This window comes from Rhodococcus sp. MS16, from assembly GCF_013277795.1.
GTDB lineage: Bacteria > Actinomycetota > Actinomycetes > Mycobacteriales > Mycobacteriaceae > Rhodococcus_F > Rhodococcus_F globerula.
The window spans coordinates 110,017-124,627 of sequence record NZ_VBTM01000017.1; the positions used below are offsets into that span (position 1 = coordinate 110,017).

The 14,611-nt window shown below is 62.0% G+C and carries 15 protein-coding genes; 4 read left to right on the forward strand and 11 right to left on the reverse strand.

Going from position 1 to position 14,611, the window contains the following annotated elements; all coding sequences use genetic code 11:
* Window positions 1-12: 12 nt before the first annotated feature.
* Entirely contained in the window at window positions 13-726 is a 714-nt protein-coding gene (locus tag FEZ60_RS28180) for a DUF6319 family protein (RefSeq protein ID WP_033236649.1), read from the reverse strand.
* Window positions 727-952: 226 nt separating this feature from the next.
* On the opposite strand from FEZ60_RS28180, the gene FEZ60_RS28185 reads away from it, so the two are divergent.
* On the forward strand, window positions 953-1,972 hold the full coding sequence (locus FEZ60_RS28185) for an adenylate/guanylate cyclase domain-containing protein (RefSeq protein ID WP_045066705.1): 1,020 nt from the start codon (window positions 953-955) through the stop codon (window positions 1,970-1,972).
* 21 nt (window positions 1,973-1,993) lie between these two features.
* On the opposite strand, the gene FEZ60_RS28190 is transcribed toward FEZ60_RS28185, so the two are convergent.
* On the reverse strand, window positions 1,994-2,626 hold the full coding sequence (locus tag FEZ60_RS28190) for a TetR family transcriptional regulator (RefSeq protein ID WP_172937652.1): 633 nt from the start codon (window positions 2,624-2,626) through the stop codon (window positions 1,994-1,996).
* Window positions 2,627-2,696: 70 nt separating this feature from the next.
* Here FEZ60_RS28190 and FEZ60_RS28195 point away from each other — a divergent pair, with 70 nt between their 5' ends.
* Window positions 2,697-4,268 (forward strand): MFS transporter, encoded by a 1,572-nt coding sequence (locus FEZ60_RS28195; protein ID WP_172937653.1) that lies wholly within the window; start codon window positions 2,697-2,699, stop codon window positions 4,266-4,268.
* A 13-nt stretch (window positions 4,269-4,281) separates the two neighbouring features.
* On the opposite strand, the gene dmpG is transcribed toward FEZ60_RS28195, so the two are convergent.
* Genes dmpG through FEZ60_RS28210 form a run of 3 tightly spaced genes read right to left on the reverse strand, consistent with a single transcriptional unit; the run spans window position 4,282 to window position 7,075 of the window.
* Window positions 4,282-5,310 carry a 4-hydroxy-2-oxovalerate aldolase gene (gene dmpG, locus FEZ60_RS28200; RefSeq protein WP_033236646.1) on the reverse strand — a complete coding sequence of 343 codons (1,029 nt, stop codon included), beginning with the start codon at window positions 5,308-5,310 and terminating at the stop codon, window positions 4,282-4,284.
* Complete coding sequence (locus tag FEZ60_RS28205; protein ID WP_033236645.1) at window positions 5,307-6,251, reverse strand: acetaldehyde dehydrogenase (acetylating); 945 nt, start codon at window positions 6,249-6,251, stop codon at window positions 5,307-5,309. The genes dmpG and FEZ60_RS28205 overlap by 4 nt, the downstream gene beginning before the upstream one ends.
* Window positions 6,248-7,075: a fumarylacetoacetate hydrolase family protein gene (locus FEZ60_RS28210; RefSeq protein ID WP_033236644.1), complete on the reverse strand. Its 828-nt coding sequence runs from the start codon at window positions 7,073-7,075 to the stop codon at window positions 6,248-6,250. The genes FEZ60_RS28205 and FEZ60_RS28210 overlap by 4 nt, the downstream gene beginning before the upstream one ends.
* A gap of 69 nt (window positions 7,076-7,144) precedes the next feature.
* Between FEZ60_RS28210 and FEZ60_RS28215 the strand changes: the two genes are divergently transcribed.
* Window positions 7,145-7,906: an IclR family transcriptional regulator gene (locus FEZ60_RS28215; protein WP_033236643.1), complete on the forward strand. Its 762-nt coding sequence runs from the start codon at window positions 7,145-7,147 to the stop codon at window positions 7,904-7,906.
* 12 nt (window positions 7,907-7,918) lie between these two features.
* Here FEZ60_RS28215 and FEZ60_RS28220 read toward each other — a convergent pair whose 3' ends face one another.
* The gene (locus FEZ60_RS28220) at window positions 7,919-8,440 is read right to left on the reverse strand and encodes an Lrp/AsnC ligand binding domain-containing protein (protein WP_172937654.1); all 522 of its coding nucleotides are present in this window, start codon (window positions 8,438-8,440) and stop codon (window positions 7,919-7,921) included.
* A gap of 144 nt (window positions 8,441-8,584) precedes the next feature.
* Between FEZ60_RS28220 and hppD the strand changes: the two genes are divergently transcribed.
* Window positions 8,585-9,790 carry a 4-hydroxyphenylpyruvate dioxygenase gene (gene hppD / locus FEZ60_RS28225; protein WP_116104787.1) on the forward strand — a complete coding sequence of 402 codons (1,206 nt, stop codon included), beginning with the start codon at window positions 8,585-8,587 and terminating at the stop codon, window positions 9,788-9,790.
* Here the strand turns inward: hppD and FEZ60_RS28230 are convergent.
* From FEZ60_RS28230 to FEZ60_RS28250, 5 genes are all read right to left on the reverse strand, one after another.
* Window positions 9,787-10,446, reverse strand: a complete 660-nt coding sequence (locus tag FEZ60_RS28230) for an NUDIX hydrolase (RefSeq protein ID WP_172937655.1) — start codon at window positions 10,444-10,446, stop codon at window positions 9,787-9,789. The genes hppD and FEZ60_RS28230 overlap by 4 nt on opposite strands.
* Window positions 10,443-11,738 (reverse strand): adenylosuccinate synthetase, encoded by a 1,296-nt coding sequence (locus FEZ60_RS28235; protein WP_172937656.1) that lies wholly within the window; start codon window positions 11,736-11,738, stop codon window positions 10,443-10,445. Before FEZ60_RS28235 ends, FEZ60_RS28230 begins: the two co-directional genes overlap by 4 nt.
* A gap of 28 nt (window positions 11,739-11,766) precedes the next feature.
* Window positions 11,767-12,753 (reverse strand): hypothetical protein, encoded by a 987-nt coding sequence (locus FEZ60_RS28240; protein WP_095887105.1) that lies wholly within the window; start codon window positions 12,751-12,753, stop codon window positions 11,767-11,769.
* Window positions 12,754-12,769: 16 nt separating this feature from the next.
* Window positions 12,770-13,789 (reverse strand): serine/threonine-protein kinase, encoded by a 1,020-nt coding sequence (locus tag FEZ60_RS28245; protein ID WP_172937657.1) that lies wholly within the window; start codon window positions 13,787-13,789, stop codon window positions 12,770-12,772.
* Window positions 13,790-13,854: 65 nt separating this feature from the next.
* Complete coding sequence (locus FEZ60_RS28250) at window positions 13,855-14,493, reverse strand: hypothetical protein (RefSeq protein ID WP_033236690.1); 639 nt, start codon at window positions 14,491-14,493, stop codon at window positions 13,855-13,857.
* Window positions 14,494-14,611: the final 118 nt, after the last annotated feature.

The following is a 14,611-nucleotide window of genomic DNA, read 5'->3' on the forward strand; positions in this document are numbered from 1 at the left end:
TACGCAGGAGAGTTACTCGTTGGTCCCCAGCGCTTCGAGCATCTTGCGTGCTTCTTCGAGTTGACGGCTGAGCTCGTCCACCCTCGCGGCCGCTGCGTCGCGCGCCTCCACGATGATCGATTCGACAGCTTCGATGGCCGTCGGCTCACCCAGTTCGCGGATTGCGCGCTCAACTGCATCGGGTGCCACCGGAACCGCTTTGCCCGGCCGCTTGGCTCCCAAAGTGACGGTGACGCTCCAGTCGTTGTCGGCGCCGGCATGGATGGTGACGCTGACTCCTGGCGGCAGTTTCTTGGCACGCTTGACCGCCGGACGAGGCGCGGGAGCCGCAACGGGCGCAGGGGCCGGAGCGGCTGCTGCCGGTACGGTTCGGGGCTTCGGCCGAGTTTCGACGAGTGGTTCCATGAGCGGTTCGGACTCCACAACTGGTTTAGGGCGGGGCGCCGGCTTGGGGGGCGTCGATGCCACGCGGTTGATGCGCAATTCCTCTGCCTCGAAGGGCAATTCGTCATTGACGCCCTTGGGGCGGATCAGCACGGTATTTCCGTCCACCGACACCACCTTCGCGGAAGTGCCTGCGTCGATGCCGAGGCTGGGAGTTGCCTCGCGCAGGTATACGGTGGCGCGTTTGCCTTCGGCGACTGCCGTGGCGAGAGCTGCCAAATTTTCCGCAGTGAGGTGATCCGGCGTTGATGCGGTAGCGCCGGAACGTCTACGGGGTGGCATGCGCAAATCCTTTCGAGAGTGTCGGTAGAGCTTTTCTCGGGGCAACTCTTGCACAGGGCACCGACGTGTTCCCGCGCAGCGCCGCTCAGGTTCGCCGAATTCAGTACTGTTCGGCAGGCAGCACGTGAAAGATAGTGTCGACAACACCGCAACATGGGACGCAAGGAGCACAGTGAGCAGTTCGGAGTCAGCACCGATCGACGAGGGCACCGAACCATCCGCGTCACTGTCGCGAAGTGGGTTCGACGCCCCTACCTTCAGTCGCATTCAGTCCGACGTCGAAGAGTTCCTCCTCGGCGGTCCTCGTTGTTACACGCAGTCTCAGATCGCCGAATTCGCGGGTGTTTCCCGCGAGCGCGCAGATCGCCTGTGGGTCGCGATGGGATTTGCCGTCGACGACGACCCGGACGCCGTCATGTTCACCCAACAGGACGCCGATGCGTTGCAGGGCATCATCACCATGGTCGATCGTGGAATCATCTCGCGCAGTAGCGAAGTCGCTGCGGCACGCGCGCTTGGCCAATCGATGTCGCGTCTCGCCGAATGGCAGGTGTCGATCATCGGTACTCACATCGTCGATCAATTGACGGAGTCCGCGGATGACGATCCCGAGGCGATCCGCAAGCAAATTCTGCGACTCGGCGCCGAGATCATCCCCGCTGTCGAGTCGCTCCAGACCTACGTATGGAAGAGGCACATCGCTTCGTCGACGGGACGGAACGTCGGAAACCCCGGAGAAGAATTCTCCAGCCGGATCTTGATCGTCGGTTTTGCCGACATCGTCGGATACACCTCACTGACTCGGGGACTGGATCCCACCGAGCTGAACGATTTGCTCGAACGCTTCGAATCCGCGTCAACCGAAATCATCGGCCGAAACTTCGGGTGGGTCGTCAAAACTGTCGGTGACGAGGTGATGTTCGCTGTGGAAAGCCCCCGTCACGCTGCCGAAATCGCCTTGCAGATTCAAAGCGCCGTGCTCGCCGACCACGACGATCCACAACTGCGCGTGGGTCTTGCCATGGGTCCGACGCTCGTGCGTTTCGGCGATCTGTACGGGTCGGTGGTCAACAAAGCTGCCCGTCTCACCAGTTCCGCGCGTCCCGGCACGGTCCTGATCGATTCGGAATTGGCTGCCGCAGTGAGCGACGATGCCAATTTCAAGCTCCGCCACCTCCGGCCGCGTCGCGTGCGTGGCATCGACCGCCTCGAACAGTACGTACTACGACGAAATCTCGAACCCTAAAGATCTCGAACCGCAGCTATCTCACGCTCGCCTTGCCGCGAGGAAGTCGTCGACTATCTGCGCACACGCCGATTCCCCCAACGGGGTGAGGGTTGCCAACTTCGTGAGCACCAACGGACCGACCAACTGCGCGAGCGCAACGTCGTAGTCGTACTCCCCCAATTCCTCGATGGCCTCGGGCGTACGCAAGACCCGGTCGAACGCGTCCCGGTACTGCTCGATGATCATCTGCCGCAGCGACCGCATCTCCGGTTGGCGCTCGGTCAACGCGGCCGCGCTCGAGTAGCCCGTCAGATCCGGCCCCAATCCGAGCCAGCACATTGCTGTGACCTGCACGGGGGCGCTCTCGATGGCCTTGGCTTGATTGGTGAGAAGCTCGAGCAGCTGTGCTCGCAGATCGCCCTCTCCCGATAGTGCCGGTACGGACGGCAGTAGCCGCGCAAAGGCAGCAGCCACCAGCTCGGTGCCGCTGTCGAAGTGCCGATACAACGTCGCGCGAGCAACATTCGCGAGCTTGGTGACGGCATCGATCGTCACCGCGTCGACTCCGCCTTCGGCAAGAAGTGTTGTTGCAGCATCGAGCAATCGAGTCCGGGATCGCAGTTTGCGCGGATCCTCGTCTGCTGCCTGCCGATCAGCGCGAACCGTTGTCACAACCACAGTTATACCCAACCTGGGGTTGTGGAACTAGCATTCTCCCAACGATACTGATGGTCTCGTTTCTATGGGAGGCTTCGTGACCAGTAAGACGGAGATCGAACAGAGCACCTGGACGCCGCGGCAGATCTGGATGCTGACCGTCTCGTGCTGCGCGGTGGCATTGGTGGTCGCAGCCATGGCCGCACTCAACACCGCACTCCCCGACATAGCCCGCGACACCGGCGCCACCCAAACTCAGCTCACCTGGATCGTCGACGGCTACACACTCGTGCTCGCCTGCCTGCTGCTGGCCGCCGGAGCACTCGGTGACCGCTACGGCCGACGCGAACTGCTGATGTTCGGGTTGGTCGTCTTTGCAGCAGGCAGCGCGATCCCCGTCTTCATCGACGAACCGTCGTGGATCATCGCCTCCCGCGTCGTCTCGGGAGTGGGTGCCGCATTTGTCATGCCTGCGACACTCTCACTGCTCACGGCCGGTTTTCCGGCTACCCAACGCAGTCGAGCCGTCGGCGTGTGGTCCGGCGTGGCCGGCTCGGGCGCCATCGCCGGACTTGTCATATCCGGTTTCCTGATCGAAAAGTGGTCGTGGCATTCGATATTCATCAGCCTCGCCGTCGTCTCGGGACTGATCCTGCTGGCCTCGTTCACCATCGCGTCCTCGAAGGACGAGGAGACAACTCCGCTGGATTTCCTGGGCACTGCACTGATTGCCACGGCGATCGGCCTTTTTGTCCTCGGCATGATCGAAGCACCCGTCCGCGGGTGGCTGAACCCTGTGGTTCTTGCGCTTCTGATCGGCGGAATCGCCACGGGAGTTGTATTCAGCTTCGTGGAATTGCGTTCGGCCCATCCACTTCTCGATGTCGGACTGTTTGCCAACCGCGCATTCGGCAGTAGCGCAACATCACTCGTACTTCAGTTCCTCGCCACATTCGGAATGTTCTTCATGCTTGTGCAGTACCTGCAACTCGTGCTCGATTACTCGCCACTTCAATCAGCACTCGCACTTCTTCCGATGGCCGTCCCCGTCATGGCGCTGTCGGTCGTGTCGCCGCTGCTGATCCCGCTCGTCGGACTCCGAATTCTCACCTCGGTGGGAATTGCGCTTCTCGGCACAGGAATCGCACTCGTGACCCGGTTGGAGTTGGGATCGAGCTACGTCGACGTGTGCATTCCCCTGATCGTCGCGGCCATCGGGTTGGGACTGTGCACCACACCCGCTACCGCTGCAATCGTGTCCAATACACCGGATGCCAAACAGGGCGTCGCGTCGGCGATCAACGACGTCACCCGTGAAATCGGTTCTGCGATAGGCGTTGCGCTTGCGGGCAGCATCCTGGCCACGACGTACGCTCGGCATGTTCAACCTGCTGTGGATATGCTGCCCGAGCCGGCCAAGGAACCGGTCTCGGGTTCCTTGGCCGCGGCCCTGCACATCGCGGAAAGCGCGGGCTCACAAGGCGATCAACTGGCGGACTTCGCCCGTGAAGCCTTCATCGAAGGCATGAACCAAGCTGCACTGACCTTGGCCGTGATCATCTGGGTCTCTGCGGTCATCCTCGGATTCTGGGCACCCGGACGGCAGAAAACCGCAAAGGCGCTGCCGTCGGAATCGACAGCAGCGCCTTTGGCTTGACAGCTAGTGAGTGTCAGGCGGATGCGCGGTCACGTTCTGCAGCGAGGGTGAGCGCGATGTCGACGATCATGTCTTCCTGACCGCCCACCAGACGACGCTGGCCGGCTTCGAGCAGCAACGTGCGGACATCGATGCCGTAGCGCTCCGACGCGGTCTCCGCGTGGCGCAGGAAGCTCGAGTAGACACCTGCGTAGCCGAGCGTGAGGGTTTCACGGTCGACACGAACGGGCCGGTCCTGCAGCGGACGGACGATGTCGTCGGCAGCATCCTGCAATGCGAACAGGTCGCAGCCGTGCTCCCACTCCTCGATGTTGGCGACGGCGATGAATGCCTCGAGGGGGCAGTTACCGGCACCGGCACCGTGACCGGCGAGCGATGCATCGACGCGGGTGACGCCGTTCTGAACTGCCACAACGGAATTGGCAACCGAGAGCGACAGGTTCTCATGCGCGTGGATACCGATTTCGGTGCCCTCGTCGAGGATGTCGCGGTAGGCGCGAACACGGTCGGCGACGTCGTTCATCACCAGACGTCCACCCGAGTCGGTGACGTAGACGCAGTGCGCGCCGTACGACTCCATCAACTTGGCCTGCTTCGCCAGTTCTTCGGCAGGCGCCATGTGGCTCATCATCAGGAAGCCCGAGACGTCCATGCCGATCTCGCGGGCGGTTTCGATGTGCTGCGCGGAGACGTCGGCCTCGGTGCAGTGGGTGGCAACGCGAACCGAGCGCACGCCCAGGTCGTAGGCATGCTTGAGTTCACTGATCGTGCCGACACCCGGAAGCAGCAGCGTGGTGAGGCGAGCGTGCTCGAGCACCTCGGCCGCTGCTTCGATCCATTCCCAGTCGGTGTTCGAGCCGGGACCGTAGTTGAGCGAGCCGCCGGCGAGACCGTCGCCGTGTGCAACTTCGATCGCGTCGACGCCGGCAGCGTCGAGAGCGGTGACGATCCGCTTGACGTCGGTGGGCGAAATGCGGTGGCGGACAGCGTGCATGCCGTCACGAAGGGTGACGTCCTGGACGAAGATCTTGCGGTTGCTCACTTGGTTGCTTCCTTCTGCTGGGCGATGCGCTCCGCGATCTGCATTCCGGCGGACGTCATGATGTCGAGGTTGCCGGCGTACGCGGGCAGGTAGTGTGCAGCACCCTCGACCTCGAGGAATACCGACACCTGGTGGGTGGGGCGATTGCCGTCGACGAGCAACGTCTCGACCGGCTGGTCGGCCGGGATCTCGGTGATCTGGACTTCCTGCTTGAGGCGGTAGCCCGGGACGTAGGCGGAGACGTCGCCGACCATCTTCTCGATCGACGCACGGATCTCCTCGTGAACAGCCGGGTCCGGGGCGTCGACGAGGCAGAAGACGGTGTCGCGCATGATCAGCGGCGGCTCAGCCGGATTGAGGATGATGATGGCCTTGCCGCGGCGGGCACCGCCGACTGCCACGATCGCCTCGGATGTGGTCTCGGTGAACTCGTCGATGTTGGCGCGCGTTCCGGGACCGGCAGACTTGGAGGCAATGGACGCGACGATCTCCGCGTACGCCACCGGGACAACCCGAGAAACAGCGGCAACCATCGGGATCGTGGCCTGGCCACCACACGTCACCATATTGACGTTAGGTGCGTCCAGGTGCTCGTCCGCGTTGACGGCCGGCACGACGTACGGGCCGATCGCGGCAGGTGTCAGGTCGATCATGCGCTTGCCGAGCGGTGCCAGGCGTGCGTTGTTGGCGACGTGCGCCTTTGCCGACGTTGCGTCGAAGACGATCTCGATCTCGTCGAAGTTCGGCAGACCGACGAGGCCCTCGACGCCTTCGGCGGTGATCGGCACGTTCAGGCGCGCCGCGCGAGCCAAACCGTCCGACGCGGGATCGATGCCGACCATGGCACCCATCTCGAGGTAGTCGGAATTACGCAGCACCTTGATCATCAGATCGGTGCCGATGTTGCCCGATCCGATGATCGCGACCTTGACCTTGCTCATGCGATGTCCCCTTTAGTGGAAAAACTTGTGGTGACCGAACCGAGTCCGGATACGTTCACGGTGACGACATTTCCCGCTACAACCGGCGCCATGGGGCCGAGAGCGCCGGAGAGAATGACCTGACCTGCAGTCAACGGCTGACCGAGTTCGCGGGCCGTGCGGGCGAGCCAGACAACTGCCTCGATGGGATCGCCCAAGCAGGCGGTTCCGACGCCGGTGGACACCTCGGTGCCGTCGACGCTCATCGACATGACAACGTCAGCAGGTTCAACCTCGGCGAGGGTGTGACGCTCGGTGCCGAGGACGTACACGCCGGACGACGCGTTATCGGCCACGGTGTCACCGAACTTGATGTCCCAGGACTCGATGCGGCTGTCGCAGATCTCGATCGCCGCGACGGAGTATTCGATCGCGTCGCGAACCTGGGCGTTGTCCAGCGGTCCGTCGACGAGGTCAGCACCGAGTACGAAAGCAACCTCGGCCTCGACCTTGGGCTGGATCAGGCGGTCCATCGGGATCGACTCGCTGCCGGTGAAGTCCATATCGGCGTACAGAACACCGAGGTCGGGCTGATCGACGCCGAGTTGCTGCTGGACTGCCACCGAGGTCAGGCCGATCTTGCGGCCCACAACGACGGCACCGGCATTGCGACGGATTTCGTCGACGCGGCGCTGCACGGCGTATGCGGCAACGAGGTCTTCACTTCCGATCAGATCCCGCACGGGTGCGCAGGGCACGCCGGTTGCGGCGGCGGTCGCGAGGCGATCCGCGGCAGCGGCGATGTCGGTCTCGCTCGCTGTACTGGAATTCGAGGGCTGGCTCATGACCCCTACTTTCCAGGCTTGTACCCCACTACGCCAGGCTGATGTCTCACTCACCGATACGATTGACGAATGACTGGTGCCGCAAACCTCGACACCGTGCTCGGTAAAGCCGTGACGATCTTGCGCGCCTTCCGCCCCGACGACCACGCCGTGCCCCTCGCGACGCTTGTCGCGCGGACCGGATTGCACAAGGCGACAGTGCACCGCCTCGCCGGTGAACTGGTCGCGAACCGGCTACTCGACCGCGTCGAGGGTGGCTACCGCCTGAGCGGCGGCCTGTTCGAACTCGGCATGCTCGCCTCGCTCGAGCGCAGCCTCCTGGAAATGGCGATGCCGTTCCTGCAAGACCTGTACGAGCGAACCCATGAAACTGTGCATCTCGGTGTGCGCGACGGTCATGACGTCGTGTACATCGCCAAGATCGGTGGACATCGCCAAGCCAACTCCCCCTCGCGCACCGGTGGACGAATTCCGCTGTACTGCACGGCAATCGGCAAGGCTTTGCTGGCGTACTCGGATCCGGAGTTTCGCCGCGAAGTGCTCGCGGCACCGATGACCCGACGCACCCCGCACACGATCGTCGCACCCGGCATCCTGAGCAATCAGCTGGACCGGGTCTTCGAAACCGGAGTGGCCTTCGAACGCGAAGAATCAGCGCCGGGCCTCACGTGTGTGGCCGCGCCGGTATTCGGAAGCAACGACAAACTGGTGGCAGCCATCAGCGTCACCGGCCCCACCACTCGGTTCAAGCCCGAAAGCCAGGTAACCGTCCTGCGTGCAGCCGCCGAAGGGTTGCGCAGCACGATGGCCCGCCGCGAGCACCTGCGCTGACCAGGGAAATAGTCACGCCCGATACGCGGGCGCCTTGGCAGAGCTGCGAGTCTCCAGGGTCTCGAGCAACGGCAACGCCCGGAACGGCACAACCACCGACAGAACCATCACGCTGGTGGAGCGCGTGGCTACTCCCGAACGATTGAGGTCGAGCAGCGTCTGCTGCAAACCTTGATGCGACGCGGCCGCAACTCGGCACAGAACGTCACCGGCTCCCGTGGTCGCAAACGCTTCGATCACACCGGGTATGGCTTCGAGTTTGACCGTGACGGTGTCGAGCGCACCTTGGGCGATCTCCAGGGTCACAAATGCCTGCACACCGAAACCTGCTGCAGCCAAGTCGATATGGGGCTCGTAGCCGGCGATGATTCCGCCGTCCTCGAGCCGGCGCAGTCTGGCCTGCACAGTGGCCCGAGCTACCCTGGTCACCCTCGACAGTTCGAGTGCCCCCGCCCGCGGATGCGTGTGCATCGCTTCGAGCAGCGCCAGGTCCAGACCGTCGATCGACACTGCACTGCGTACCGATTCCGCCATGGCTTCCAACCTATACACAGCGACTGGAAAACCACACCCATCTAGCGGTATTCCGTCGAAACGGCTAGCAGGAAGCACGCCCGTTGACTAGCTGCATAGCGCCGGACTTAGCTACATGCATCGACACCGCTGGGAGGACACGAGATGACCATCGAACACAGCATCACCGACGAGGAACGACTGGCCGGACTCGATCTCGAACAACTACGCCAACTGGTGGGACTGGTCGAATACGACGACGCTTCGGATCCCTTTCCGGTCCACGGATGGGACGGACTCGAGTGGATCGTCGGCAACGCCACCCAGACTTCCCACTTCTATCAGTCCGCCTTCGGCATGACATTGGTGGCCTACTCGGGTCCATCCACCGGTAACCGCGACCACCACGCGTTTGTACTCGAAAGCGGCGCAGTGCGTTTCATCGTCAAGGGAGCAGTAGACCCGGCAAGCGAGTTGATCGAGCACCATCGCGTACACGGCGACGGTATCCGCGACATCACCTTGAACGTCCCCGATGTCGACAAAGCCATAGCGCACGCAATTACGCAGGGCGCGCAGGTCATTGCCGAACCGCACGACATTGCCGATGATCACGGCAGCGTCCGCCTCGCCACCATCGCGACGTACGGCGACACGCGCCACACACTTGTCGACAGGTCCGGATACCACGGACCGTATCTGCCCGGATATGTCAGTCGCACATCGTCATTCGTGGCCCGCCACAGCGCTCCCGAGCACATCTTCCAAGCTCTCGATCACGTGGTCGGGAATGTGGAACTCGGGAAGATGGACGAGTGGGTCGACTTCTACCGCCGCGTCATGGGCTTCACCAACATGGCGGAGTTCGTCGGTGGGGACATCGCAACCGACTACTCCGCGCTGATGAGCAAAGTGGTCTCCAGCGGCGACCACCGCGTCAAGTTTCCGCTCAACGAACCCGCCATCGCGAAAAAGCGATCACAGATCGACGAGTACCTGGAGTTCTACCAAGGCCCGGGCGCCCAACATCTGGCACTCGCCACTGCCGACATCCTGGCCGCCGTCGACGCACTTGTTGCCGAAGGAATCGAGTTCCTGTCGACACCGGCGTCGTACTACGAAGATCCCGAGCTGCGGGCCCGCATCGGCAAGGTACGGGTCCCCATCGACGAACTACAGAAACGAGGCATCCTCGTCGATCGAGACGAGGACGGCTACCTCCTGCAGATTTTCACCAAACCGATCGGCGACCGACCCACCGTGTTCTTCGAACTCATCGAACGCCACGGCTCACTCGGTTTCGGCTTGGGCAACTTCAAGGCACTGTTCGAGGCGATCGAGCGTGAACAGGCGATGCGCGGAAACTTCTAGGTGTCCGCGCTCCACTGCCACACAACAGACGGGCGACCCGTTGTACTGACCCGCACCCGCTCGTCGGTACGTTCCAGTCCGGGTAAGGATTTGAGTGTGCGGTTGAGATTGCCGGGGTCCGGACGGGCGCCGGAAAGTTCCTCGGCGACGGCCAACGCATAGGACGCCGGAAACGACGCACCGGTCAGTGCCCGAGTGAAGACCTCATCGCGCCACAACAGAGAGTCCGCAAGGATCGGCCGGGTATCCGCCACTATCCGATTGTGATCGAAGGCAAGATCACCCGGGTTATCCCAGCTCACCCATTCCGGGGTGATGTCACCCGTAGGCACGTCACCCGAAGTGATCACGGCCCACATCGTCACCGACAGTGTCGGACCACGCGGGTCTCGATGAGGTTCGTCGAACACCGCCAACTGTCCGCTCGCCAGAATCGCGTCATCGGGTAGCCCGAGCTTGGTGGTCACTGCTCGCCGAGCCGCATCCTGGAGCCGTTCACCCGCACCGAGCAGTACACCGGGCAACGCACGCTGCCCGGTGTACGGTTCTGCCTGCCGCTGCGCGACGGCAAAACGCAACTGGCCCGGTTCCGGATTGCCGAAACGCAGAGCGATAACGTCGATCGAGACAAGTGACTGTTCCACGCCATCCATCATGCAGGCACGCCGGCGCGAAGCCGACGGTCGGCCCGGTCCGGTCCGTCCGAAGTAAGCACTACCGGAACGCCGGCCTCGCTACCCAGGTAATCGATAAACGGCTCGGCTTCTGCCGGAACGTCCCGTCTCACAGCCGACATGGCCCGCAGCGCTTCCGTCAACGCTGCCTGGTGTTCGAGATCCTTCCACTCTCCGACGGGGATCAGTCCGACAGGTGTACCCGCGCACCCGTCATACCTGTCCACACCCTGGATCGGGGTTCCCGCCGTTGTCGCACGCTCCAGCGCGTCGAGGTGCGTGAGGGCCAACCCGTCGACGCCGCCGCAGACCTCGATCGCGTACCGCAGCAGCAGTGTGTCGAGGTGCCCTACCCGAAATGACCCCTGGTACTCGCCGACGCCGTTGTGCGGTTCCGGCAGGACCGCCCCGAGCGCGCTGTCCTCCGTCGGAAGGGGCCCGGCACCGTGACGCGTGGTGTACGTGCGGGTCACGCCGAGCACATAACTCTCCCTGCCTATTTCGGAGACCATTGCGCGGGCATTAGACGGTTCCACCGTCGACCACGTGGTGTGCGGGTGAAATCCACGCCACTCGTCCAGGAGGACACCCTGTGCGCCTTCGAAGACCAATCGGCCACGTGCACCGATGGACTCCAGCGCCCCAGGGCCTACAATATCCACTACTGCAGCACATTCCGCGTACATGTCGACCATGTCCACTATCTCTGGAAACCCATGACGACTGTCGGTGATCAACGGTCCGTAGTACGCCGCCATGTTCTCGAGCTTGCGAGCAAGCACATCCGGCCGTTGGCAGTCCCCGACAGTCGGCGCATCAGGGCGCTCGAGCGCGTACGCCGCCGTCTCACCGATTCCCTTGCCACACGAGCCATGTCGATTGTCACCTCGCGCATCCTCACGCGCTCGATTGGCCGCAACGTGAATCGGCGTGGTCAACAGTGCCCGCCCGTCGATGGTCAACAGATCGAATGGATCTTGCACGCCAACAGCTTCCAACGCTCGCGCTTCCCTCGCCAAAGAGATCGGCTCGACCAGCATGAACTGGGAGAGAAACGTGGGGACACCGTTGAGCGTCCCCGATCCGAATTGCGAGAAGGTGTGGTGGCGTTCTCCGTTCACGACATTGTGAGCGGCCTGCGCACCTCCGTTGAATCGAACCACTGCTGCCACATCGATATCTGCCTGCGGTGAGCAGAGCCAGTCGACCGTGGCACCCTTTCCGGCGTCGCCGAAGCCGAGGTCGACTACAATAATGTCACTCCGAGCGTCCATTGTGTCCTCCCTCAGTCTCTGTCCTAACTCAGTCGAAATCGACATCATCCGAGCCTGTTCCGAGATCCTTCGGCAATGCAGCCACCCGTGCGGGCGTCCTTCTCGTGATTCTCGCCAGTGCCTTGTGCACCGTCTTGGCCTCGGCTGTCGATCCCACATCGCGAAGGTCGGCCAATCCGTCACTCAAGTCGATGCGGTCTTCACCGATCCCCACGGTCAGGGCGATGAGTTCGCACACGGCAGCAGGATCGTCGAGCTTGAGGAAGCGTTCACCCAGGAGATCCGTCCAGTGGTCCGCGATCTCCGGATCGTTGTAGTACGACGACTGATTGGGCAACACGAAGTAGACGTTCCACTTTTGCTCCAGTTCCCGATACACCGAGGGAACGGAAATATCGCGCCGAACCTTGTCACCGATCACGTCGCGAATGTGACGACCCGACAGTCGCGGCTTGTTCAATTCGTCGCCGATGATGAACAGGTAACCTTTGCGGCCCCTCTTCTCCCAAGCGTCGGTGCTCGTGTGACGCGCCATGAAATATGCTGCCAGTTCGTAGCTTTCCGATTTCTGACCACCACCGTTTCCTTCGAGGAAGATGGTGCGCAACTGCTCGTCCATCGCGTTACCCGATTCGAATTGCCCTACCTGCAGGGGAACCCGATCGGAATCTGCGTCGCCGATTCCACCGAACAGAATCTGCGGGTCGTCTGCATATCCTTTGCGTTGCAGCAATCCGTGCAGCTTCCCGAGCTTGTCCTGCATGATGCGCGGAACGGCACCCATCGAACCGGTGACGTCGAAAAGCACTGCAATAGGCAAAGAATCAGGGTGTCCATCCGAATCCCGGCATTCTCGTTTGTCTACACCGAACGGATCGAGACTCGGATCTGCTTTCCAACTGTTTCGCGGACGCGACCGTAGCGTGTCGGTGTACCCGAAATCGTCGACACCGCGTGCGGCACGGAATGTCTTGCCCGCCAGGTATGTGTTGTCGTCCCAATATCCGTATCCCATGATGAATCACTGCCTTTCAGATTGGGCGGACGGTAAACGCCCGAAAGGTGCGTTCGCCGTATAGAAGCTCGAGGAGTTCGTCGAACTCGCCGAGGAGATCAGTGGCGTCGGGGCGTCGTCGTGGATTGTCTTGCATACACCCCAGTGCAAAAGTCTTCATACGACTGGGGATTCGGTCGCCGAGCATGGTCGTCATCAACTGATGCGCCATGTATATGTCCCACCCCGGGGAAGCTGCTTCGCCAAGTTCCGGTGGATAGGCACTTCGGCAGGAACTGATCTTTGCTGCCGGCCGCATTCCTGAACGAGTCGCAAACGACCAGCCCACCAGCACCAGGCCATGTAATTCGGGCTGTATCAGCACATTTTCCTCGACGATCGCTGTATGGACCCAATCCGCCTGGTGGGCTGCCGCAAGTGCGCGCAACAGGCGTCGGTGCATCCAGGCCCAGTCTCGTGGATCGAGGCCGTTCGGGTAAGCGCGGCGAACATCGGCGAGGGTGACAAAGCCGGTGGACAGATCATCGAGCACATTGATCCGGCGAACTTCCCCTGAAGTTGGGTCGGCCGCCGAAATGCGGTCGACCAGCGTCGGGACGTACGGCGCGCCGCGGATGTCGGTGAGCGCCGACCTCTCAGTCTCCATCAGCGGGTTCGCTCGCCGACTCCGAGGGATCTTCACCACAACAGATGCCCCGGATCGGTCCTGCGCACGGTAGAGAGTTGCCACCGAACCTCGGGCGAGGACATCACCCAACACGTACTCGTTGTTGTCCCCGACATATGTCGCGGATGACTGCACTGCTTCGGCTTCCGCCACCCAACTGCGGTACAGCTCATTCAACCGAGTTGTTGCGGCAGCGTATCGCGCAACATCACTCGCCTGCGCCCGATCCGGATGGATCGCAGCAACCAAGCAATGGAATTGACGCTTCGCCTGCCGGCGCGATTCCGAATCCGTGGTGGCGCTTCCGAACAGCTCGGTCGAGGTTGTTGCCGCCTCGACAGTTTCGAGATCGTTCTTCACCGTGTTCATGAGTTTTAGTCTAAGTGACTAAAACTGATCGCGCAAGACGGCTCCTTCCGAGCAGCACAGTCTTGCTAGGCCGGTTCCGCCACTAGCGCACCGGGGCGACTTCTTCCGAGGAATACCGCAGAAGCGAACAGGAAGAACAGTGCGCCGACAAAGGTGCCGATGTTCGCCACGTTGGGATCAAGCGTGTTCCCGTCTTTCAGAATGAACGAACCGACTGCGGACACGCCAAATGCGATAGATCCGAGAGCATTGAGCCACACACTTTGCCATTCCGCCGATCGAGACGCCCAGCGCGTATTCGAGCGCCACAGCATGAGTATCGCCAGAAAACTTGACGCCAAGAACGCAATCGACCCCTCGGCGTCGGGATTCCACACGAGGTTGATCTCTCCACGAACATTGAGCGTGCGCATAGCTGATCCGGTGCTGATATTGAACATGATGGTGCCGAGCAATTGCACCGCTGCAGACAACCACACAACGCGTACCGCAGGCCTACCCGAATCAGTGATGATGACGGGACCGGCGAGCGCCAATTGAACAATCGCCGCTGCGGTGAAGAACCACGACCCGACAAAGAAGAGAAGATTCACGAGCGTTGCTCCGAAAAGCGACGACAAGTAGGGGGCTGAACCAAGTGCAAAGAGCGTCGATCCGATCACGAAGCCCCAGGACTGTACGCGAAGTGTCGGATGAATCAGCATGCGCTGCATTGTAGTTCAATGGAAGTGCGATACCCGGCATTTCTGCTGTGCGCCACACTCCGTTCACCCGGCTCGTGTTCAGTTACAGAGGCGATACTCTCGCCCACTCACTCGGATC

Coding starts and splice junctions, on each gene's coding strand:
- FEZ60_RS28245 (WP_172937657.1), bottom strand. CDS start 13,789: ATGAACACGGTGAAGAACGATCTCGAAACTGTCGAGGCGGCAACAACC.
- FEZ60_RS28220 (WP_172937654.1), bottom strand. CDS start 8,440: ATGGCGGAATCGGTACGCAGTGCAGTGTCGATCGACGGTCTGGACCTG.
- FEZ60_RS28195 (WP_172937653.1), top strand. CDS start 2,697: ATGGGAGGCTTCGTGACCAGTAAGACGGAGATCGAACAGAGCACCTGG.
- hppD (WP_116104787.1), top strand. CDS start 8,585: ATGACCATCGAACACAGCATCACCGACGAGGAACGACTGGCCGGACTC.
- FEZ60_RS28250 (WP_033236690.1), bottom strand. CDS start 14,493: ATGCTGATTCATCCGACACTTCGCGTACAGTCCTGGGGCTTCGTGATC.
- FEZ60_RS28240 (WP_095887105.1), bottom strand. CDS start 12,753: ATGGGATACGGATATTGGGACGACAACACATACCTGGCGGGCAAGACA.
- FEZ60_RS28230 (WP_172937655.1), bottom strand. CDS start 10,446: ATGATGGATGGCGTGGAACAGTCACTTGTCTCGATCGACGTTATCGCT.
- FEZ60_RS28235 (WP_172937656.1), bottom strand. CDS start 11,738: ATGGACGCTCGGAGTGACATTATTGTAGTCGACCTCGGCTTCGGCGAC.
- FEZ60_RS28215 (WP_033236643.1), top strand. CDS start 7,145: ATGACTGGTGCCGCAAACCTCGACACCGTGCTCGGTAAAGCCGTGACG.
- FEZ60_RS28205 (WP_033236645.1), bottom strand. CDS start 6,251: ATGAGCAAGGTCAAGGTCGCGATCATCGGATCGGGCAACATCGGCACC.
- FEZ60_RS28180 (WP_033236649.1), bottom strand. CDS start 726: ATGCCACCCCGTAGACGTTCCGGCGCTACCGCATCAACGCCGGATCAC.
- FEZ60_RS28210 (WP_033236644.1), bottom strand. CDS start 7,075: ATGAGCCAGCCCTCGAATTCCAGTACAGCGAGCGAGACCGACATCGCC.